The following is a 20,500-nucleotide window of genomic DNA, read 5'->3' as shown; positions in this document are numbered from 1 at the left end:
CGCGAGATGGGCGATGTAGTCGCTGGGGTGGTAGTAGCTGATGTACTGCAGGGCGGCGGCGACCGACTCGATCAGGTCGGCTTGCTGAATGATGGTCATGGTGTATTTCGTGGGGAGGGGACGGGCAAACCCTGCGATTATCCCAGCCTGTCGCAGCCGGACCCTCGCGCGGATGCGGGCAAATCCATGCCCAATGCGAGCCGTTCTTATTTGGGGCGATACTGCACGGCGTTTCGACCTCCTGGAGCATTCCCTCATGACGACCTCCCCCAGCACCCGTACCGAACGCGACACCTTCGGGCCCATCGAGGTCCCGGGCGACCGGCTGTGGGGCGCCCAGACCCAGCGCTCACTGCAGAACTTCGACATCTCCGGCGAGCGCCAGCCGCGCGAGATCATCCTGGCGTTGGCGAAGGTCAAGCGCGCCTCGGCGGTGGTGAACCATGCGCTCGGGCTGCAGGACGAGAAGAAGACCAACGCCATCGTCGCCGCGGCAGACGAGGTGATCGCCGGCACGCACGAGGGCGAGTTCCCGCTGGTCGTGTGGCAGACCGGCTCTGGCACCCAGAGCAACATGAACGTCAATGAGGTGCTGGCCAACCGTGCCAGCGAACTACTGGGGGGCGAGCGTGGGGAAGGGCGCCTGGTGCATCCCAACGACGACGTGAACCGCAGCCAGTCCTCCAACGACGTGTTCCCCACCGCGATGCATGTGGCGGCGGTCGAGGCCATCACCCACCGCCTGCTGCCGGCCATCGCGCTCTTGCGCGGCACGCTGGAGAAGAAGTCCAGGGATTTCGCCGAGATCGTCAAGATCGGCCGCACCCACCTGCAGGACGCGACGCCACTGACGCTGGGCCAGGAGTTCTCGGGCTACGTGGCGCAGCTGGCCCATGGCGAGGCCCACGTGCGCGCCGCGCTGCCCCACCTATGCGAACTGGCGCTGGGCGGCACGGCCGTGGGTACCGGGCTCAATGCGCCCAAGGGCTATGCCGAGCGGGTGGCCGCCGAGTTGGCCAGGCTGACCGGCCTGCCTTTCATCACTGCGCCCAACAAGTTCGAGGCCATGGCCTCGGTCGATGCCATGGTGCATGCGCACGGCGCGCTCAAGACCCTGGCCGCCAGCATGAACAAGATCGCCAACGACGTGCGCTGGCTGGCCAGCGGCCCGCGCAGCGGCATCGGCGAGCTCAGCATCCCGGAGAACGAGCCCGGCTCGTCCATCATGCCCGGCAAGGTCAACCCGACCCAGAGCGAGGCGGTCACGATGCTGGCGGCGCAGGTTTTCGGCAACGACGTCGCCATCAACATCGGCGGCGCCTCGGGCAACTTCGAGCTCAACGTGTTCCGCCCGATGGTGGCCCACAACTTCCTGCAGAGCGTGCGCCTCCTGGCCGATGGCATGCGCAGCTTCAACGACCATTGCGCGGTCGGCATCGAGCCGAACCGCGAGCGCATCACGGAGCTGGTGCAGCGCTCACTGATGCTGGTGACGGCGCTCAACACGCACATCGGCTACGACAAGGCGGCCTTCATCGCGAAGAAGGCGCACAAGGAAGGCACCAGCCTGCGCGAGGCGGCCATCGCGTCGGGGCACCTCACGGCCGAGCAGTTCGACCAATGGGTGGTGCCTGAGAACATGACGGGCCGCTGAAACGCGGCCCTGGCGCCGTCAGTGGTCGGCGCCCGGAGCCGGCGCCATCAGCCGGTCGGTGAACGCGATCGCCATCGCCGACAGCAGGAAGGCGATGTGGATTGCGGTCTGCGCGATCAGCACGCGGTCGGTGTAGTTGTCCGCGTTGATGAAGGTCTTGAGCAGGTGGATCGAGCTGATCCCGATGATCGCGGTCGCCAGCTTGACCTTCAGCACCGACGCATTCACGTGGCTCAACCATTCGGGCTGGTCGCGGTGGCCCTCCAGGTTCATGCGGCTGACGAAGGTCTCGTAGCCGCCGACGATCACCATGATCAGCAGGTTGGAGATCATCACCACGTCGATCAGCGCCAGTACAACCAGCATGATCACCGTCTCGTTGAGCGTGGTGATCGGCGCGGTGGTCTTGTAGCCGATGCTGGTGATGAGTGATTTCAGCGCCGCCTCGCTGCCGAAGGCGGCCTCGACCAGGTGCAGCAGCTCGACGAGGAAGTGCACGACGTAAACGCCCTGCGCGACGATCAGCCCCAGGTAGAGCGGCAACTGCAGCCAGCGGCTCGCGAAGATCAGGTTGGGCAGCGGGCGCAGCGGCGAGGACTTGCCTGCGCGGGCCTGGAGGAGCGGATCGAGGTTGGACATCGGGGCGGGCCGGTGACTTGGATGCGGGGTGAGGAGAGAAAGGGAAACGCGCGATTCTAGAGTGCCCACCAGGGCGGCCGTGTGACGATCCTGTCGCTAACATGGGGCGTCAGACACCCGTAAGTGCGGACGCGGACAGTAGCGTCCGTCACTTCCCCTTGCCACAGGAGACAAAGAATGAGCAGCAGCGCATCGACGATCGAGTCCGTCCTGGTCGAGAACCGCGTTTTTTCGCCCGACGCCCGTGCCACGCAGGGCGCCCGCATTTCCGGCATGGCCGCCTACGACGCGCTGTGCAAGGAGGCCGCCGACGACTTCGAGGGCTTCTGGGCCCGGCAGGCGAAGAGCAACGTGGTGTGGACCAAGCCCTTCACCCGCACCCTCGACGAATCGAACGCGCCGTTCTACAAGTGGTTCGACGACGGCGAGCTCAATGCCTCGGCCAACTGCCTCGACAAGCACGTGGGCACGCCGGTCGAGAACAAGACCGCGATCATCTTCGAGGCCGACGACGGCGCGGTCACGCAGGTCACCTACAAGGAACTGCTGGCGCGCGTCTCGCAGTTCGCCAACGCGCTGAAGGCGCAGGGCATCGCCAAGGGCGACCGCGTCATCATCTACATGCCCATGACCATCGAGGGCGTGATCGCGATGCAGGCCTGCGCCCGCATCGGCGCCACGCACAGCGTGGTGTTCGGCGGCTTTTCGGCCAAGGCGCTGCAGGAGCGCATCATCGACGCCGGCGCGGTGGCCGTGATCACCGCCAACTTCCAGATGCGCGGCGGCAAGGAGCTGCCGCTCAAGGGCATCGTCGACGACGCCATCGCGCTCGGCGGTTGCGACACGCTGAAGACCGTGCTGGTCTTCCAGCGCACCGCGACCGCTTGCAACATGGTCTCGGGCCGCGACAAGACCTTCGACGAGGTGCTCAAGGGCCAGAGCAGCGAATGCGCGCCGGTGCCGGTCGGCGCCGAGCACCCGCTCTTCATCCTCTACACCTCGGGCTCCACCGGCAAGCCCAAGGGCGTGCAGCACGCCACCGGCGGGTATCTCCTGTGGGCCAAGCTCACGATGGACTGGACCTTCGACATCCGCGCCGAAGACCGCTTCTGGTGCACCGCCGACATCGGCTGGATCACAGGCCACACCTACGTCGCCTACGGGCCGCTGGCAGCTGGTGCGACGCAGGTCATCTTCGAGGGCATCCCCACCTTTCCGCATGCCGGCCGCTTCTGGCAGATGGTCGAGAAGCACAAGGTCACGGTCTTCTACACCGCGCCGACCGCGATCCGCTCGCTGATCAAGGCCGCCGACAGTGACGAGAAGGTGCACCCCAAGAACTGGGATCTTTCCTCGCTGCGCATCCTCGGCACCGTGGGCGAGCCCATCAATCCCGAAGCCTGGATGTGGTACTACCGGAACGTGGGCCACGAGAAGTGCCCGATCGTCGACACCTTCTGGCAGACCGAGACCGGCGGCCACGTGATCACGCCGCTGCCCGGCGCGACGCCGCTGGTGCCCGGCTCCTGCACGCTGCCGCTGCCCGGCATCATGGCCGCGATCGTCGACGAGACCGGCAAGGACATTCCCAACGGCGCCGGCGGCATGCTGGTGATCAAGCGACCCTGGCCCTCGATGATCCGCACCATCTGGAACGACCCCGAGCGCTTCAAGAAGAGCTACTTCCCCGAGGAGATGGGCGGCACCATCTACCTCGCCGGCGACGGCGCGGTGCGCAGCGCCGACCGCGGCTACTTCCGCATCACCGGGCGCATCGATGACGTGCTCAACGTCTCTGGCCATCGCCTCGGCACCATGGAGATCGAATCCGCGCTGGTCGCCAAGACCGACCTGGTTGCCGAGGCCGCAGTGGTCGGCCGGCCCGACGACCTGACGGGCGAGGCCGTGTGCGCCTTCGTCGTGCTCAAGCGCGGACGGCCGAGCGGCGACGAGGCCAAGCAGATCGCCGCCGATCTGCGCAACTGGGTGGCCAAGGAGATCGGCCCGATCGCCAAGCCCAAGGACATCCGCTTCGGCGAGAACCTGCCCAAAACCCGCAGCGGCAAGATCATGCGGCGCCTGCTGCGCAGCATCGCGAAGGGCGAGGCGATCACGCAAGACACCTCGACGCTCGAGAACCCGGCCATCCTGGAGCAGCTCGGCCAGGCCTACTGACCAGGCCCGGCGGTCCGCGCCCCCGTCCGACAGGCGGGGCGTGCCGGATGCGCTACAAACAGCCCATCGAAGCTTCAGGAGACTTCCATGGGACTGAGAACAGGCGTGCTCCTGGTGGTCGTGCTGCTGATCGCGGCGCTCGCGGCATTGAACTGGGGCGTGTTGGCCGCGCCCACCGTGATGTCGATCGGCTTCATGCAGGTCACCGCGCCGCTGGGCCTGATCATGCTGGGACTCACGGTGCTGCTGGGCGTGTTCTTCGCCGCCTATGTGGTCTACCTGCAGAGCACCGTGCTGCTCGAGACGCGCCGGCACACGAAGGAGATGCAGGCCCAGCGCGACCTGGCCGACCGGGCCGAGGCCTCGCGTTTCACGGAGCTGCGCAATTTCCTCGAGACGCAGGAGAACACCCACATGGCGCGCAATGCCGAGCGGCATGCCGCACTGCTGGCACGGGTGGAGCAGCTCGAAACGATGATCAAGGTGCGCTCCGAGCACACCGACAACACGCTGGCGGCCCACATCGGCCAGCTCGAGGACCGCTTCGACCGCCGCCGGGAGACCAGGGAGCCGGTCGGCATGCCGCCGGCCGTCTGACGCCTTTACTTCGTCGAGAGCACCCAGGCCGCCAGCTTCTTCGCGTCGGCCTCACTGACCTGGTTGTTGGCCGGCATCGACACCGCGCCCCAGACGCCCGAACCACCCTTGATGATCTTGGTGGCCAGCGTGTCAGCGGCCCCCTTGTTGTCTTTGTACTTCGCGGCGATCTCCTTGAAGGAGGGGCCGAGGATCTTGCGGTCGACGGCGTGGCAACTCATGCAGTTCTTGGAGGTGGCCAGCGCCAGGTCGGCGAAGGCGGGGGCTGCGGCGGCGAGGCCGAAGGCGGCAACGAAGAGCGCTCTTTTCATGGGGCCGGGTGACGTGGGTGCGTTAAAGTGGGTCCAACGCGATTGTAGGTAGCGCGGTGCACGGCCTCCTGCTGAGCGGGCCGGACGATCGGAGGGGTTCTACATGTGGTTTCTGTTCCTGGGCCTGATCACGGTGGCCCTCAAGTACTTCGAAGTCGGCTTCGTGGCCCAGTGGAGCTGGTGGGTGGTGCTCATTCCCTTCGCGCTCGCCATCGCCTGGTGGGCCTGGGCCGACGCTTCGGGCTACACCAAGCGCAAAGTGGTCGAACGCGAGAACGAGCGGCGCCAGGCGCGCATCGACCGGCAGCGCAGCCAGCTGGGCCTGCTGACCAGCCGCTCCAACCGGCGCCGGCGCGGGCGTTGATCTGCCGCCGCCGCGGCGCCCGTCATTTCCACGCGCGAACGACGGCCCATGGATGAGGCGCTCATCAACCGGGCGCTGCTGGCCTTCTTCGGCGCCTGTCTGCTCGGGCCTCTGTCAGGGGCTCTTCTGGGTTGGAGGAAAGGGTTCGAAAGCGGCATCGCGCTGGGCTGCCTGGTGATCGGGCTCACCGGCCTGGCGATGGCAGGCTGGGTGGCGATGCACCGCTACGCGTCGATCGCCGGCACCGAGCCTGCGCAGGGCCGCCTGGTCGATTTCGTCGAGGAGACCAGCAAGGACGCCAAGGGCCGGCGTACTACCACCCTGGCGCCGCTGGTCGAATTCGCCGGACCCGATGGCCGGCTCCACCAGGTCAAGGGCCTGGGCGGGAGCCGGCGTGAGGTCGGCATCGGCGAGGCAGTGGAGGTGCGCTACCGATCGGCCGATCCCTCGCAGGCCCTCGTTGCGGATTTCCAGAACCTCTGGGGCCCGGTGCTGGCGCTGGGCATCTTCGGGCTGTTCCCAACGCTGTTCGGCCTGTTCTTCGTGGGTGTCCTCCGCGGCGGCCGCAGTGGCCGTGCCGCACCCCGGGAGGCCACACCCGCGCAGCAGAAGCGGCGCACCGCCCTGACCGTGGTCGCCAATGTGGTGTTCCTGGGTGGCTTCGTCATCACCTTCCTCGGCGAGGACGTCGCGCGCTCGCTGGGCGCAGGCTTCATGACCATCGGGGGCGGCGCGCTGCTGCATTTCGTCGCGCAGAGCCTGCCGCCGGCGGCCTCCTTTCAGCCGCGTTTCATCCTCGTGATCGTGGGGCTGGGCTTCGTTGTCTTCGGCGCCAGCGCCTGGGTCCTGGCTGGCTAGCAGCCCGGATCAGCGGGCGCGCAGATCGTCGTCGAGCGCGGTGGCCGGCGCGACGAGGCGGCGGCCCCATCGCTCCAGCCCCCAGAAGACCGCGACGATGGCGCCGGCCAGCAGCAGGCCGGCCAGGATGTCGAAGGGGAAATGCACGCCCACGTAGATGCGCGCCCAGCCCGTCAGGACGGCGATCGCCAGGATCGCGGCACCAACGATCCGGGTCGCCGCGCGAAGGCAGAACACGAGGCCGACCGTGAACATCACCGTGGCATGGGCACTCGGCAGCGCGCCGCGGATGCCATGCTCGATGTGGGCTGGGCTCAGGCCCAGTACGAAGGGGCGCGGCATGCCGATGACCTCCGCCAGCTGCTGGGCCAGGACCGAAGCCACGCCGGCAGCGACCAGTGCCGCCAGCACGTAGACGCGTTGGGCGGGCCGCCGCCAGGCCAGCCAGGCCATCATGGCCACGCACACCCAGGTCGAGCCTTCCGCCACGCGCGCGGCAAACCAGAGCAGCCACGGTGAGCCAGGCGCGTGGCCGGCGGCGATGGCCTGGAAGAGTGCGATGTTCAATGCCTGCATGGCGCGCAATCGTAGATTCCGAAGCTGGCTTTTCGATGAACGCGTCGCTGACGCGGCCCGCTCAGCCGACGCCCAGCAACTGGTGCAGCCGGGTGCTGGTCGTGGTGTACTGCAGCGGCACGGCCTTGCCCGGGAACACGATCTCCGTCGCGGCCCAGGCTGCCAGCGTGGCCTCGTGGAAGCCGCAGACGATCAGCTTCTTCTTGCCCGGATAGGTGTTGACGTCGCCGACCGCGAAGACGCCAGGCTCGCGCGTCTGGTAGCGCTCGGTGTCCACCGGGACCTGCTTGCGGACCAGGTCCAGCCCCCAGTCGACGATCGGCCCGAGGCGGGGGGAGATGCCGAGGCAGGCGACCAATGCGTCGAGCGGCAGGGCGCGGGTCTGTGCGTCCGGCGTCGCGATCTCCAGGGTCCGGCCATCGAAGGCGACGGGCTGGCCCACCGCAAAGTCCACGGCGCCGGCGGCCACCTGCGCCCGAAACTGGCGGACCAGCGTCTCGTCGGCCTGGAAGCCGTCGCGACGGTGCAGCAGTGTGACCTGCCGGGCCCGCCCGACCAGTGCCAGCGCCGTCGCGAGGCCCGCGTCGTCGCCGCCGTTGACCACCACCGCCTGGCCGTCGAAGCGTTCCAGCGATTCGGGGTGATAGAAGAGCGTGGTGCCTTCGAAACGCTGGATGCCCTCCAGCGCGATGCGCCTGGGGACGAAGGCGCCGACGCCGGCGGCGATGAACACCGTCTTCGCCAGGAAGGCTGTGCCGCCGCTGGTGCGAAGCAGCAGGCGCCGGTCGGCCTGCCGTTCGAGGGTCTCGACCTGCTCACCGAAGTGGAAGCCGGGCTTCAGCGGCTCGAGCTGCCGCAGCAGCGCGTCCGCCAGGCCCTTCCCGCTGGTCGCGGGAATGCCCGGTATGTCGTAGATGGGCTTGTCGCCGTAGAGCTGCACGCACTGGCCGCCCGCGGCGGGCAGCGCATCGACGATGTGGCAGGGGATCTCGAGCAGGCCGAGCTGGAAGGCCTGGAACAGCCCGACGGGACCGGCGCCGACAACCAGGCCGTCGGTCTCGATGGGCGCGGCAGGTGCGTTCAGCGCACCAGCTCCCCGATCTTGTCGGTCTTGTCCTTCCACTCCTCGGCATCCGGCAGCGCCGGCTTGCGCTTGGTGATGCTCTTCCAGCCGTCGGCCAGGGCCAGCTCGGCGTTGAGCTTGATGAAGGCCAACTGGTTGGCGGGCAGGTCTTCCTCGGCGTAGATCGCGTTGACCGGGCACTCGGGGATGCAGACCGCGCAGTCGATGCATTCGTCCGGATCGATCACCAGCATGTTGGGGCCTTCGCGGAAGCAGTCCACGGGACAGACATCGACGCAATCGGTGTACTTGCAGCGGATACAGGCTTCGGAGACGACGTGGGTCATGACTGGGGGAGGGAGATCGATCGGTGGAGGAAACGCTGAATTTTAGGCCTTTGGCGCCGACGGCTGCACGAGCACGGCCGCCGAGGTCCTGTGGGACGCGGTATCGACCAGCACCAGCGAGCCCAGCGCCCTCGATTGCGTGAAGGGCAGCACCGCGAGCGGCTGCTGCAGCGAGAGCACCACGTCGCCGATCGAATTGGGCTCCAGCCGCTCGGCCGGCTCCGATTCCAGCGTGGTGATGTTGACGCGGTCGACGATGCGGGCGACCTTCGCCTTGACCCAGCGGTGGCCCTGCAGCGCCCAGTAGACGCGGCCCGCGACCAGCGGCTCGTCGTCCAGCCAGGCGATGGTGGCGGTGATCTCGCGCACCGGCTCGAAGGCCTCGGGCGCCAGCAGCCAGTCGCCGCGCGAGACGTCGAGCTCGCGGTCGAGCACGATGCCGGCACTGTGGCCCGCGTGCACGGCCTTGGGCTGGCGCGTGTGGCTGAGCACCTGCGCCACCGTGGCGACCTGGTTGCCCGGCATCACGGCCACGCGCTGGCCGGGCTCGACATGCCCGCTGGCCACCCGGCCCCAGAACACGCGGCGGCCCTTGGAGGTGTCGGCCGAGCCCGAGAACTTCTCGACCCACTGCACCGGGAAGGCGAAGGGGACGGTTTCGTCCTGCTGGGTGACCGGCAGGTCTTCCAGCAACTCGACCAGGCTCGGGCCCTCGTAGCCGCACCAGTCGCCATGGCGTGATGCCACGTTCCAGCCCTTGAGGGCCGAGATCGGCACTGTGGCCGCGACCTGCACGCCGGCGGCTTCGGCAAAGCTCGCGAGCGCGGCCGAGATGCGCTCGAAGGCCAGCTCGGCATCGGGGATGGCGTCGAGCTTGTTGACCGCGAAGACGATGGATTGCACCCGCAGCAGATGGCACAGCAGCGTGTGGCGGCGCGTCTGCGGCAGCAGCTCGCGGCGCACCACTTCGCCGTCGCCGACCTCGGCGGCCCAGGCCAGCTTGGTGGCGTCGACCAGCACCACGGCGGCATCGGCGCTGGAAGCGGCCGTGACCATGTTGCGCGTGTACTGCTCATGGCCCGGCGCGTCGCCGATGATGAACTTGCGCCGCGCGGTCGAGAAATAGCGGTAGGCCACGTCGATCGTGATGCCCTGCTCGCGCTCGGCCGACAGGCCGTCGGTCAGCAGCGCCAGGTCGGTCTCGCCGCCGCGCTGCACGCCGGCCAGCTGGTCCTGCAGCACGGTCTTGCTGTCGACCAGCAGGCGGCCGATCAGCGTGCTCTTGCCGTCGTCGACGCTGCCGCAGGTGATGAAGCGCAGGGCGGTGCCGGTGTCGCCGTGGATCGCCTGTGCAGCAGTAGGAAGGGTGATTGCGTTCAATTCATTTCTCCGCTTTTCGGGGAACACCGCGGAACCGGCTTTGCCGGGCCGCTGGTGTTGCCCCCGGCGAGGGGGTTGGCGTAGCGACACGAAGTGCGCGAAGCCTGGGGGAGTGCTTAGAAATAGCCGTCTTTCTTGCGCTTTTCCATCGAGGCTTCGGAAGTCTTGTCGTCCATGCGGGTGGCGCCGCGCTCGCTGACTTCGGCCGCCAGCGTTTCCACCACCACGTCGGCCGCGTCGGCGGCCAGGCTTTCGACAGGGCAGGTGCAGGTGATGTCGCCCACGGTGCGGAAACGCACGTCGCGCACCTCGACCTGCTCGCCGTCGCGCGGCGGCGTCAGCTCGGTCACCGGCACCAGCAGGCCGCGGCGCTCCACCACTTCACGCTTGTGCGTGTAGTAGATCGAGGGCAGGGCGACGTGTTCGCGCTCGATGTACTGCCAGACGTCCAGCTCGGTCCAGTTGGAGATCGGGAACACGCGGAAATGCTCGCCCGGGGCCAGGCGGGTGTTGAACAGGGTCCAGAGCTCGGGCCGCTGGTCCTTGGGCTGCCATTGGCCGAAGGCATCGCGGTGCGAGAAGATGCGCTCCTTGGCGCGGGCCTTCTCCTCGTCGCGGCGCGCGCCGCCGATCAGCGCGTCGAAGCGGAATTCCTCGATCGCTTCCAGCAGCGTGACCGACTGGTGCACGTTGCGCGACTCGCCCGGATGGGCCAGGCGCACGGTACCGCGGGCCATCGAGTCTTCGACGCTGCGCACGATCAGCTCGGCGCCCAGTTCCTGCGCGCGGTGGTCGCGGAAGGCCGTTACCTCAGGGAAGTTGTGGCCGGTGTCGATCATCAGCAGCGGGTAGGGCAGGCGGCCGGCGCCGAAAGCCTTCTCGGCGCACTTGAGCAGCACCAGCGAATCCTTGCCGCCGGAGAACAGCAGCGTGGGCCGCTCGAAAGAGGCGGCGACCTCGCGCAGGATGAAGATGGTCTCTTCCTCCAGCGCATCGAGCTGGGCGTTGGACAGGTGAGCCGGCGTGTGCGCGGTCTGCAGCAGCAGGTCGTGTTCGGTTCGGGCGTTCATCGGGTGAGGTGCTCAGTGCGTGAAATCGGTGAAACCTTGGCGCTCAATGCGAGAGATGCAGTCCGCACTCGCGGTTCTCTTCGCCCTTGGTCGGGTCCACGTAGTCGAAGTTGTTGGGCAGGCCATGCGCTTCGCAGTACGCATACAGATCCTTGGACGACCAGTGCAGCAGCGGGGCGACCTTGATCAGGCCATCCGGATTGACGCTGACCGGGTCCATTTGCGCGCGCACGGCCGTGTCGGTGGCCCGAAGCGCGGTGAACCAGACCTTCGGTGCCGTCTCGCGCAGCGCACGGGCAAAGGGCTCCAGCTTCACTTCCTCCGTGAAGGCGGCATGGCGCGGATCGTCCAGCGCCGGCGTCGGACCTTCGACCGCTTCGCGATGCGCACGGGAGCGGCGCGGCAGGTAGATGTGCAGGTCCAGACCCAGCAGCTTCGTCACCTCGTCGGCAAACCGGTAGGTGGCCTCGGTGTTGTAGCCGTTGTCCATCCAGACCACGGGCACATTCGCCTTTGCGCGCGTCACCATGTGCAGGATCACGGCCTCGAACGGGCGGAAATTCGTGGTGACGATCGCGGGCTGGCCCAGGCCGATCGCCCAGTCCACCAGGCCCTCCGCGTTGCGGCCGAGTTCGGAATTGATGCGTGCGAGATCGATGCTCATGTCGAAAGTGCTCATGCGGCCTCGGATGCCGCCGTCGCGAAGTGCGGCGTGGTCTGCACCGCATCGCCCTGGTAGTAGGCGGCGAAGCGATCGAACTGGCGCTGGGCGGCGGAGGCGTCCACGCCTTCCTTCAGCACCGCGCTGGAGAAGCCGGTGCGCTGCATCTGCACCAGCTGGTCGATCAGCACGTCGCCGGTGGCGCGGATGTCGCCCTTGAAGCCCAGGCGGCGGCGCAGCAGGAAGGCCTGGCTGTAGGCGCGGCCGTCGGTGAACTTCGGGAAATGCAGGTCGATGCGTTCGACGTCGTCGAGGCAGACCTCGATGGCGAGCGGATCCGCGTCGTTGGCGATCTGCAGCACGTTCGGGCTGCCGTCGTCGACGTGCTCTTCGGCAGAGAGGATGCGCAGGGTCTTGTTCATGCGGCCTCCTCGACCTTGAAGCGTGCACCGTTGGCGGCGGCCTTGAAGGGCTCGATGCCGACCCGGCGAAGCGCGTCGATGAAGCTCTCGCCCGCCTCGCGCGTGTCGCGGTAGGTGTTGAGCACGGCCTCGATCACGTCCGGCACCTCGGCCGCCGAGAAGGAGGGGCCGACCACCTTGCCTGGCTGCGCCGCACCCGACAGCGCCGAGCCGTCGGAGCCGCCCAGCGTGACCTGGTACCACTCCTTGCCGTCCTTGTCGACGCCCAGGATGCCGATGTGGCCGCTGTGGTGATGGCCGCAGGAGTTGATGCAGCCGCTGATGTGCAGGTCGATCTCGCCCAGGTCGTCGAGTTCGTCCAGGTCCTGGTAGCGCTCGGTGATGGCCTCGGCGATCGGGATCGAGCGGGCATTGGCCAGTGCGCAGAAGTCGCCGCCGGGGCAGGCGATCATGTCGGTCAGCAGGTGCACGTTGGCGCTCGCGAAGCCGGCCTCGCGGGCGGCGAGCCACAGCGCGTGCAGGTCCTCGGCATGCACCCAGGGCAGCAGCAGGTTCTGGTCGTGCGTGACGCGGGCCTCGCCGGCCGAGAATCGGTCGGCCAGGCGGGCGGCGGTGTCGAGCTGGTCGGCCGAGGCGTCGCCGGGCGCCTGACCGATGCGCTTGAAGGACAGCGTGACCGCGCGCAGCGACGGGTTCTTGTGCGGCGCCACGTTGCGCTGCAGCCAGCGCGCGAACATCACGTCGTCCGCCGCCTGCGCGCGCAGGTCCGCGTCGGTCTGCTCGGCGCTCTGGAACACGCGGGTGGCGAGCCGGGGCGGCACGAAGGAGGCGGCGACGCGGTCGAACTCGGCCTGCGGAATCGTGTGCGGCGCGCCGTCGTGCTCGAGGATCTGCCGGTACTCGGCCTCGACGTCGTCGATGTAGCGCTGGCCCTCGGCCTTCACCAGGATCTTGATGCGCGCCTTGTACATGTTGTCGCGCCGGCCGTAGCGGTTGTAGACCCGCACCACGGCCTCCAGGTAATTCATGATCTGGTTCCAGGGCAGGAACTCGCGCAGCACGGTGCCGATGATGGGCGTGCGGCCCATGCCGCCGCCGACCTGCACGCGGAAGCCCAACTCACCGGCTTCGTTCTTCAGCAGCTTGAGGCCTACGTCGTGCCAGCCGGTGGCCGCGCGGTCTTCGTTGGCGCCGGTGATGGCGATCTTGAACTTGCGCGGCAGGAAGGCGAACTCGGGATGCAGCGTGCTCCACTGCCGCATGATTTCGGCGAAGGGGCGCGGATCGGCCACCTCGTCGATGGCGACGCCGGCGCGCTCGTCGCTGGTGATGTTGCGGATGCAGTTGCCGCTGGTCTGGATGCCGTGCATGTCGACCGAGGCCAGCAGGTCCATCACGTCGGCAGACTTGGCCAGCGGGATCCAGTTGTATTGCACGTTCTGGCGCGTGGTGAAGTGGCCGTAGTGCGTGGGCAGCTTGTGCGTGCCCAGCTTGCCCTGCGTCTTCAGGGCGCTCTTGTAGACCTCGGCCTCGGGCTCGTCGTATTCGCGGGCGATGCGGGCCAGCACCCGCAGCTGGGCGCTGGACAGCTCGCCATAGGGCACCGCCACGCGCAGCATGGGCGCGTAGCGCTGCACGTACCAGCCGTTCTGCAGGCGCAGCGGCCGGAACTCGTCCTCGGAAAGCTTGCCGGCCTGCCAGCGTTCGAGCTGGTCCCGGAATTGCGCAGCGCGCTGGTGCACGAACTGGCGGTCGAAGTCTGTGTATTGGTACATCGTGTTTTCTTTGCTGCTGGAAGGCGCGCGTCCACGCCCGTCAACGAGGCCGTGACTTTAGGAGCGTCGCTTATGGAACCAAACTATTTTTTGGTTCGCGCTTTATGCGGATAAGCTTATTCACCAGTCTCCATGCGGCCTGCAGGGCGGTGGAATGCTTATTTCGGATAAGGCGGCTGGCGGCTGGATTTGTGCGGCGACCGTGTCGTCAGGGCGCGCTGCCGCGGCCTTCGCCCAGGGCCTGCTGGATGTCCTCCAGCCCGCGCCCGCGCGTCTCGATGCCGCTGCGCGCCAGCATCAACGCCGCCACCGCCATCGGCAGGGCGATCAGGAGCGCCGAGGCGGCGAAATGGCCGAACACGCCGAGCACCCCGAAGCCTGCCCCCAGGATGCCGCCGAACTTGGAGCCGGCCGCGACCACGCCCGAGCCGGTGCCGCGCAAATGCACCGGGTAGATCTCGGCGGCATAGGGGATCAGCATCGCGATCACGCCGCTGGAGCTGACCAGCAGCAGCGCAGTAGTGATCACCATGGCCGTGGCCGACTGCACCCGCGCCACACCGAGCCCGAAAAAGACCAGCAGCGTGGCTGCCGTGAGCGCGATGAAGAGCACCAGCGCCCCGATGCTGCTCCACCGGTGGTAGAGCCAGATCACCAGCGCGATGCCGGGCAGGGCCAGCAGCGCCGAGCGCGCCAGCAGCGCGCTGGCGGCGGTGGCGTCCATGCCCATGCTGCCCAGGTTGGTCGGCAGCCACAGCAGGAAGCCGAAGTTCACCAGTCCCCAGGCCACGCCGCAGACCATCAGGCCCCAGGTGATGCGCGCGTGGGGGCCCCGCAGCAACTGGGCGATGCCGGCGGCCGGCGGCTCCGCTTCGGCGATGACCGCAGCGGGCGCCACCTCCGCCGTTGCGCTGCCGCTCGCCTGCGCGCCGGCGAAGCGCGCGAGCACCGCGCGCGCCTCATCGTCCAGTCCCGCGTTGGCCAGGAAGCGCGGCGACTCGGGGATATAGCGGCCCAGGAAGACGATCAGCAGACCGGTCGGCAGACCCAGCAGCCACAGCGCGCGCCAGCTGAATTCCGGCACCAGCAGCGCGGCCGATCCCGCGGCCAGCAGGTAGCCGGCCGAGGTCCCGACGCCGCCCAGCGCCACCAGCAGCCAGCCGCGGTGGGCGGCCGGCACCGTCTCGGCCATCAGGGTGAAGGTGATCGGCAGCAGGCCGCCGGCGGAAGCGCCCATCAGGAAGCACATGACGAGGTTCCAGCCGAAGGCCGGCATCGCGCCGCAGATGGCGGTGCCGATGAACATCAGCGCCGACAGCAGGATGGCCGCGCGCCGGCCGAACACGTCGGCCAGCCGGCCCCAGAGCACCGAGCCGACGGTGGTGCCGGTCAGCGCCACCAGCGCGAGGATGCCGGCGGTCTGCTTGCTGATCTCGTATTCCGTCGTCATGCCCGGCATCACGAAGCCCAGCGTCGCCGGCTTGAGGACGTCCACCGCCAGCGCGATCACCAGGACGATCACCAGCTTCCAATGCTCGCCGTTGAGCGGCACGCCATCGGCCACGTGGAACTGCAGGTGACGGTCGCCGTGCAGGCTTTTCTTCATCTGCGCGATGCGCGGCATCAAGCCGTACATGGCCAGCAGCACGCCCAGCGGGATCATGGCCATGCCGGTGAGCATGGTCGCGTCCATTTCCATGCCGACCATCTGCCAGCCGGTGTGGCGGCCCATCATGAACATCGGCACGTGCGCGAGCACGCCGCCGATGATGGCGATGCAGCCGATCCAGAACGCGAGGGGATGGTGGAAGGAGATGTTCTGGGGTTTCATGCGGTTCAGGGGCTGCGCCCGCATGGTAGCGAAGCGCTGCGCGGCAGGCCCTGGCCGCCGTCCGTCAGGACGCCCCAGTCCGGGCTACAGCACGAAGTGGGCGACGGTCACGTAATGGCTTGCCGTCCCCGCCAGCACGAACAGGTGCCAGGTCCCATGCGCATGCCGCCACCCGAGCGGGTTGCGATAGAACACCGTGCCGGCCGAGTACCACAGGGCGCCGGCCAGCAGCCAGGCCAGCCCGCCGCCGTCGAGCCGCTCGATCAGCGGCACGGCCGCCAGCACGCCCAGCCAGCCCATGCCCAGGTAGAGCGCCAGCGAGGGCGCCGGCGGCGTCCCCGGGCGCAGCTCGCGCGCGACGCCGAACAGTGCCGCGCTCCAGGCGGCAGCCAGCAGGGCCCAGCCCCAGGCACCCTGCAGCGTGACCAGCGCGAAGGGTGTGTAGCTGCCGGCGATCAGCAGGTAGATGGCGCAGTGGTCCATCCGCTGCCAGAACAGCTTGGTGCGGCCGCGGGTGCTGTGAAAGAGCGTGGAAGCCGCGTACAGCGCCACCATCGAAAGCCCGAACACCAGCGCGCTCGCGGTCTTGGCCGGGTCGCCGCCGGACACCGCCTTCGTCAGCAGCAGGGCGCAGCCGCCCGTGGCCAGCATCAGCCCGAGCAGGTGGCTGTAGCCGTTGAAGCGTTCGCCTTGGTACATGATGGTCACCGCCGTGGATGGATCGAGTGGGCCTTCGCATTGCTGCGCCGTCGTGACATCAGAAACCAAATGTGGCGAGCGCACATCTCCCGTTGGACTTGGGCGTTGGGCCTACCGTGTATATGGGATCGCCTGGCCCTTCGGCCGTAGCGCGCGCGGGTGTCCTCCGGTTGGCGCAGCTTTGCGCCGTTTCAGAGCCCGAACGCCAGGAGGGCCTGGCCCGCCAGCATCGCGCCGAGCAGCAGCATCACCGAGCCCACCAGCGCGTCGAGCCAGCGCCAGGCCTGCGGCCGCGCGAACAGGGGTGCCAGCAGCCGTGCGCCGCTGCCCAGGGCCGCAAACCAGCCCGCGCTGGCCAGCGCACTGCCGGCCACGAAGGCGGCGCGGCCGGCGCCGGCCTGCTGCGCGCCGACGGCGCCCACCAGCAGCACGGTATCGAGGTAGACGTGCGGGTTGAGCAGGGTGAAGGCGGCGGTCTGCGCCATTACGCGGGGCAGCGGGCTGCGGCGGCCGTCCGCCTGCGCGGCCTGCAGGGTGCCGGGGCGCAGGGCCCGCCGCCAGGCCAGCAACGCGTAGGCGAGCAGGAAGGCAGCGCCGCCCAGCGTCAAGGCAGGCGCCAGGCCCGGCAGGCGATCCAGCACGCCGCCCATCCCGATCACGCCCAGCGCCACCAGGATTGCATCGGCGGCCGCGCAGAACAGCACCACCGGCAGCACGTGCTCGCGCCGCAGGCCCTGGCGCAGCACGAAGGCGTTCTGCGCCCCGATGGCGACGATCAGGCCAAGGCTCAGGCCGAAGCCGGTGACGAAAGAAGGGAACAGGGGGCTGGTGGTGGTCATGCGCCCGATGATTGGCGCTGCGGCAGAATCAGTCCAGTTAAGTTTTCTGCATCTGCATTAGGAATACTTCATTGCTCGACTACCTGTCCCTCTCGGCCGTTGCGCAGGTGGTGCGCGAGGGCAGCTTCGAACGCGCGGCGCGCGCCCTGCACGTCACGCCCTCGGCGGTGTCGCAGCGGGTCAAGCAGTTGGAAGACCGGCTGGGCCTGGCGCTGATCGTGCGCGGATCGCCCTGCGTGGCGACCGAGGCGGGCGCCTGGCTCTGCCGGCACGTGGAGCAGGTCGGCATGCTGGAGCGCGACCTGCACCGCGTGCTGCCGGCGCTCGGCGCGCTCGACGCGGGCGAGCAGCGGGTGACGCTGCGCGTGGCCGTCAATGCCGACAGCCTGGCCACCTGGTTCCTGCCGGCCATCGCGGCCTTCGGCGCAGGCGAGCCGGCGTTGGTGGATCTCAGCGTCGATGACGAGACGCACACGGCCGAATGGCTGCGCGCCGGTACCGTGCTGGCCGCCGTGACCAGCAGCGCCCGGCCGGCGCAGGGCTGCCGCAGCGTCCCGTTGGGGCGCATGCGTTATCGCGCGACCGCCAGTCCCGCTTTCACGAAAAAGCATTTCCCGCGCGGCGTCGCGGCGCAGGCGCTGGCCGAGGCGCCGAGCCTGGCCTTCAGCCGCAAGGACAAGCTGCAGTCGCAGTGGCTGCAGGCCGCCCTGGGCCAGGCGGTCGAGGTGCCGCGGCACTGGCTGCCCTCGACGCAGGCCTTCGTGGCAGCCAGCGTGGCCGGCATGGGCTGGGGGATGAATCCGTCGGTGCTGGTCGATCCCCATTTGCGCGACGGCAGCCTGGTCGAGTTGATGCCCGGCGTGGACCTGGAGGTGCCGCTCTACTGGCAGCATGTGCGGCTGAAGATCCCGATGCTGGACCGGCTCACGCAGGCCGTGCTCGCGGCCGCGCGCGATGGACTGGAGCCGCCACCCTCGGCGTAGCCAGCTTGGTGGAAAAGGCTTAATACATGTATATTTATACAGTACATCATGGGCCTGCCTTCCTTCGACACTTTCTCCGCCGCCGCGCGCCACAAGCTGTGGAGCGGGGATGCGCTGGGCCAGGCCGACGGCCAAGTCATCGGCACCGGCCATGCGGCCCTCGATGCCGAACTGCCCGGCGGCGGCTGGCCGGTAGGCGCGATGACCGAGTTGCTGCAGGAGGTCCCCGAAGCCCATGCCTGGCAACTGCTGCTGCCCGCGCTGGCGCAGGCGGTGCGGGAGCGTTCCGGGCCGGTGGTGCTGGTCGGCGCGCCGCAGGAGCCTTTCGGGCCGGCGCTCGCGGCCCAGGGGCTGCCGCTTGAATCGCTGCTGTGGGTGCGCTGTGATGCGGCGCCCGCCGCCGGGCCGCCCCAAGGCGGGCGCGGCCCCCTCGGGGGGCAGCGAGGACGCGAAGTGCCGAGCGTGGGGGCCCATGGTGCAGCACGGCTGTGGGCCTGCGAGCAGGCTTTGCGCTGCGCCGAGGTGGCCGCGGTGCTGGCCTGGCTGCCGCAGGCGCGCGTGGGCGAGCTGCGGCGGCTGCAGCTGGCGGCGGCGCAGCACGAGGCGCTGCTGTTCGTCTTCCGGCCCCAGGCCGTGGCCCAGGCGAGTTCGCCGGCGAGGCTGCGGCTGCAGCTGCAGGGCTGCGGGGCTGACCCGGCGCAGATCGAGGTCCATGTCCTCAAGCGGCGCGGCCCGCCGCTGGCCAGGCCCCTGCAACTGCCTGCCCGCCACGCGCGCATGAATGCGCTGCTCGCGGCCGGCCGGCTGCGGCGCCAATGGCAGCGGCAGCAGGAAGGCGCGGTGCTCCCGACCGAGGGCGCGACCGTCGTGCGCCTCGCCCCGCGCCAGGAAAGCCAGGAGAAAGGCCATGCACTGGATCGCCTTGCGATGGCCGCCTGAGATCGCCGCCGCCAAGGAGGCAGCACTGCCGCCCCCCGAGGCGCTGGGCTGGTGGGCCCTGCAGTTCACGCCGCACGTCGCCTGGGTCGACGAGGCGCTGCTGCTCGAAGTCTCGGCCTGCGAGCGGCTGTGGGGCGGGCGGCTGGGCCTGATGCGCGAGCTGGCGCGGCTCAATCCCGTGCCGGAGGTGCCGGTGCAGCGCGTGCAGGGCTCAACCAGCCTGGTCGCGCTCGCGCGGCTGCGCATGTTCGCGCGCGGCGAGCCGCCGCCGCAGGAACTGCCCGCCGGCCTGCCGCTGGACACCCTGAGCGCGGCGCGCGACCACCTCGGGGTGTTGTCGCATCTGGGATGCCGCAACTGGGGCGATGTCGAAAGGCTGCCACGCGATGGACTCGTGCGCCGCTTCGGCCCGGCCTTGCGCGCCGCGCTGGACGTGGCCTATGGCCTCGTCCCGGACGGCCATGAGTGGCTCACCCTGCCGGATGTGTTCGAGCAGAAGCTGGAGCTGCCCGCCCTGGCCGAGAGCGCGCCCGAGCTGATGTGGTCGGCCCACCGCCTGCTGGCGGCGCTGCAGATCTGGCTGCGCGCACGCCAGCGGGGCGTGCTGGCGCTGGAGCTGCAATGGACGCTGGACCTGAAGCGCCTGAACGGCATCGCCTTGCCGCCGCACCAGCAGCTCACCGTGCGCACGGCCACGCCCACGCAGGACACGGCACACCTGCGGCGCCTGCTGTCGGAGCGGCTCGCGCTCACCAGCCTGGCCGCGCCCGCGAGCTGGCTGCGCCTGCGCTCGGTCGAAACTGCGCCCTGGGCCGGCGCCAGCACCGGCTTCCTGCCGGAGGACAACCGCCCGGGCGATCGCCTGCACGAGCTGGTCGAGCGCCTGAGCGCGCGGCTGGGGCCGCAGCAGGTGCTGCGTGCGGTCGCGCAGGCGGATTACCGGCCCGAGGAAAAGCAGGCCTGGCGACCTGCGCTGCAGGGCGATCCTCCCGTGGCAGCCGCCGCCTCGCAGCCCGATGCCCTGTACCCGCCCTGGCTGCTGCGCGAGCCGCTGCGGCTGGAGCTGCGCGACGGCCGTCCGTGCTACCGCGGCGTGCTGCGCCGGCTGGCCGGGCCGCAGCGGCTGGAGGCGGGCTGGTGGGGCGGCCCGGGGCAGGGCGGAGAGCGGGGGCATCCGGCGATGCGCGACTACTACATCGCCGAGAGCCCGGAGGCGGGGCTGGTCTGGGTCTTCCGCGAGCGCCCGACGGGCTTCCTGTCCGAGGACGAAGCGAAGGAGCCGCGCTGGTTCCTCCAGGGGCTCTATGCCTGAGGCCG

The 20,500-nt window shown here is 69.2% G+C and carries 21 protein-coding genes; 8 read left to right on the top strand and 13 right to left on the bottom strand.

Annotated elements, in window-relative coordinates:
• Positions 1-256 precede the first annotated feature (256 nt).
• Entirely contained in the window at positions 257-1,654 is a 1,398-nt protein-coding gene (gene fumC, locus A8M77_RS30760; protein WP_086925268.1) for a class II fumarate hydratase, read from the top strand.
• An 18-nt stretch (positions 1,655-1,672) separates the two neighbouring features.
• Here fumC and A8M77_RS30755 read toward each other — a convergent pair whose 3' ends face one another.
• Positions 1,673-2,293 carry a YqhA family protein gene (locus A8M77_RS30755; RefSeq protein ID WP_086925267.1) on the bottom strand — a complete coding sequence of 207 codons (621 nt, stop codon included), beginning with the start codon at positions 2,291-2,293 and terminating at the stop codon, positions 1,673-1,675.
• A 177-nt stretch (positions 2,294-2,470) separates the two neighbouring features.
• On the opposite strand from A8M77_RS30755, the gene acs reads away from it, so the two are divergent.
• On the top strand, positions 2,471-4,468 hold the full coding sequence (acs, locus tag A8M77_RS30750; RefSeq protein ID WP_086925266.1) for an acetate--CoA ligase: 1,998 nt from the start codon (positions 2,471-2,473) through the stop codon (positions 4,466-4,468).
• Between the two features lie 87 nt (positions 4,469-4,555).
• Entirely contained in the window at positions 4,556-5,065 is a 510-nt protein-coding gene (locus A8M77_RS30745) for a Signal transduction histidine kinase (RefSeq protein WP_086925265.1), read from the top strand.
• Positions 5,066-5,070: 5 nt separating this feature from the next.
• Here A8M77_RS30745 and A8M77_RS30740 read toward each other — a convergent pair whose 3' ends face one another.
• On the bottom strand, positions 5,071-5,376 hold the full coding sequence (locus tag A8M77_RS30740; protein ID WP_086925264.1) for a c-type cytochrome: 306 nt from the start codon (positions 5,374-5,376) through the stop codon (positions 5,071-5,073).
• A 103-nt stretch (positions 5,377-5,479) separates the two neighbouring features.
• Here A8M77_RS30740 and A8M77_RS30735 point away from each other — a divergent pair, with 103 nt between their 5' ends.
• The gene (locus A8M77_RS30735) at positions 5,480-5,740 is read left to right on the top strand and encodes a TIGR04438 family Trp-rich protein (protein ID WP_086925263.1); all 261 of its coding nucleotides are present in this window, start codon (positions 5,480-5,482) and stop codon (positions 5,738-5,740) included.
• Positions 5,741-5,788: 48 nt separating this feature from the next.
• Positions 5,789-6,598, top strand: a complete 810-nt coding sequence (locus tag A8M77_RS30730; protein ID WP_086925262.1) for a DUF3592 domain-containing protein — start codon at positions 5,789-5,791, stop codon at positions 6,596-6,598.
• A 9-nt stretch (positions 6,599-6,607) separates the two neighbouring features.
• On the opposite strand, the gene A8M77_RS30725 is transcribed toward A8M77_RS30730, so the two are convergent.
• From A8M77_RS30725 to A8M77_RS30680, 11 genes are all read right to left on the bottom strand, one after another.
• On the bottom strand, positions 6,608-7,174 hold the full coding sequence (locus tag A8M77_RS30725; protein WP_143694828.1) for a phosphatase PAP2 family protein: 567 nt from the start codon (positions 7,172-7,174) through the stop codon (positions 6,608-6,610).
• A 61-nt stretch (positions 7,175-7,235) separates the two neighbouring features.
• Positions 7,236-8,297: an NAD(P)/FAD-dependent oxidoreductase gene (locus tag A8M77_RS30720; protein WP_238137034.1), complete on the bottom strand. Its 1,062-nt coding sequence runs from the start codon at positions 8,295-8,297 to the stop codon at positions 7,236-7,238.
• On the bottom strand, positions 8,255-8,584 hold the full coding sequence (fdxA, locus tag A8M77_RS37035) for a ferredoxin FdxA (RefSeq protein WP_238137033.1): 330 nt from the start codon (positions 8,582-8,584) through the stop codon (positions 8,255-8,257). The genes A8M77_RS30720 and fdxA overlap by 43 nt, the downstream gene beginning before the upstream one ends.
• Before the next feature lie 42 nt (positions 8,585-8,626).
• Complete coding sequence (locus tag A8M77_RS30715) at positions 8,627-9,964, bottom strand: sulfate adenylyltransferase subunit 1 (RefSeq protein ID WP_086925259.1); 1,338 nt, start codon at positions 9,962-9,964, stop codon at positions 8,627-8,629.
• 116 nt (positions 9,965-10,080) lie between these two features.
• A complete protein-coding gene (gene cysD, locus A8M77_RS30710; protein ID WP_086925258.1) occupies positions 10,081-11,034 on the bottom strand; it encodes a sulfate adenylyltransferase subunit CysD in 954 nt (317 codons plus the stop codon).
• 43 nt (positions 11,035-11,077) lie between these two features.
• Positions 11,078-11,698 (bottom strand): phosphoadenosine phosphosulfate reductase family protein, encoded by a 621-nt coding sequence (locus tag A8M77_RS30705; RefSeq protein ID WP_086925273.1) that lies wholly within the window; start codon positions 11,696-11,698, stop codon positions 11,078-11,080.
• A gap of 11 nt (positions 11,699-11,709) precedes the next feature.
• The gene (locus tag A8M77_RS30700; protein ID WP_086925257.1) at positions 11,710-12,117 is read right to left on the bottom strand and encodes a DUF934 domain-containing protein; all 408 of its coding nucleotides are present in this window, start codon (positions 12,115-12,117) and stop codon (positions 11,710-11,712) included.
• Complete coding sequence (locus A8M77_RS30695; protein WP_086925256.1) at positions 12,114-13,892, bottom strand: nitrite/sulfite reductase; 1,779 nt, start codon at positions 13,890-13,892, stop codon at positions 12,114-12,116. Before A8M77_RS30695 ends, A8M77_RS30700 begins: the two co-directional genes overlap by 4 nt.
• Before the next feature lie 208 nt (positions 13,893-14,100).
• Positions 14,101-15,723: an MFS transporter gene (locus A8M77_RS30690; protein WP_086925272.1), complete on the bottom strand. Its 1,623-nt coding sequence runs from the start codon at positions 15,721-15,723 to the stop codon at positions 14,101-14,103.
• Positions 15,724-15,807: 84 nt separating this feature from the next.
• Positions 15,808-16,422 carry a PAQR family membrane homeostasis protein TrhA gene (gene trhA / locus A8M77_RS30685; RefSeq protein ID WP_086925271.1) on the bottom strand — a complete coding sequence of 205 codons (615 nt, stop codon included), beginning with the start codon at positions 16,420-16,422 and terminating at the stop codon, positions 15,808-15,810.
• Between the two features lie 191 nt (positions 16,423-16,613).
• Entirely contained in the window at positions 16,614-17,261 is a 648-nt protein-coding gene (locus tag A8M77_RS30680) for a LysE/ArgO family amino acid transporter (RefSeq protein WP_086925255.1), read from the bottom strand.
• Between the two features lie 71 nt (positions 17,262-17,332).
• Here A8M77_RS30680 and A8M77_RS30675 point away from each other — a divergent pair, with 71 nt between their 5' ends.
• The 3 genes from A8M77_RS30675 to A8M77_RS30665 are packed head-to-tail and all read left to right on the top strand — an operon-like array spanning position 17,333 to position 20,495.
• A complete protein-coding gene (locus tag A8M77_RS30675; protein WP_086925254.1) occupies positions 17,333-18,244 on the top strand; it encodes a LysR family transcriptional regulator ArgP in 912 nt (303 codons plus the stop codon).
• A gap of 48 nt (positions 18,245-18,292) precedes the next feature.
• Positions 18,293-19,183, top strand: coding sequence for a hypothetical protein (locus A8M77_RS30670; protein ID WP_086925253.1), 891 nt, complete (start codon positions 18,293-18,295; stop codon positions 19,181-19,183).
• Entirely contained in the window at positions 19,152-20,495 is a 1,344-nt protein-coding gene (locus A8M77_RS30665; protein WP_086925252.1) for a hypothetical protein, read from the top strand. Before A8M77_RS30670 ends, A8M77_RS30665 begins: the two co-directional genes overlap by 32 nt.
• The last annotated feature ends 5 nt before the right edge of the window (positions 20,496-20,500 follow it).

This window comes from Variovorax sp. JS1663 (assembly GCF_002157355.1).
Classification (GTDB): domain Bacteria; phylum Pseudomonadota; class Gammaproteobacteria; order Burkholderiales; family Burkholderiaceae_C; genus Variovorax.
Note: the sequence above shows the minus strand (reverse complement) of the source record. Positions and strands in the feature narration are given on the sequence as shown.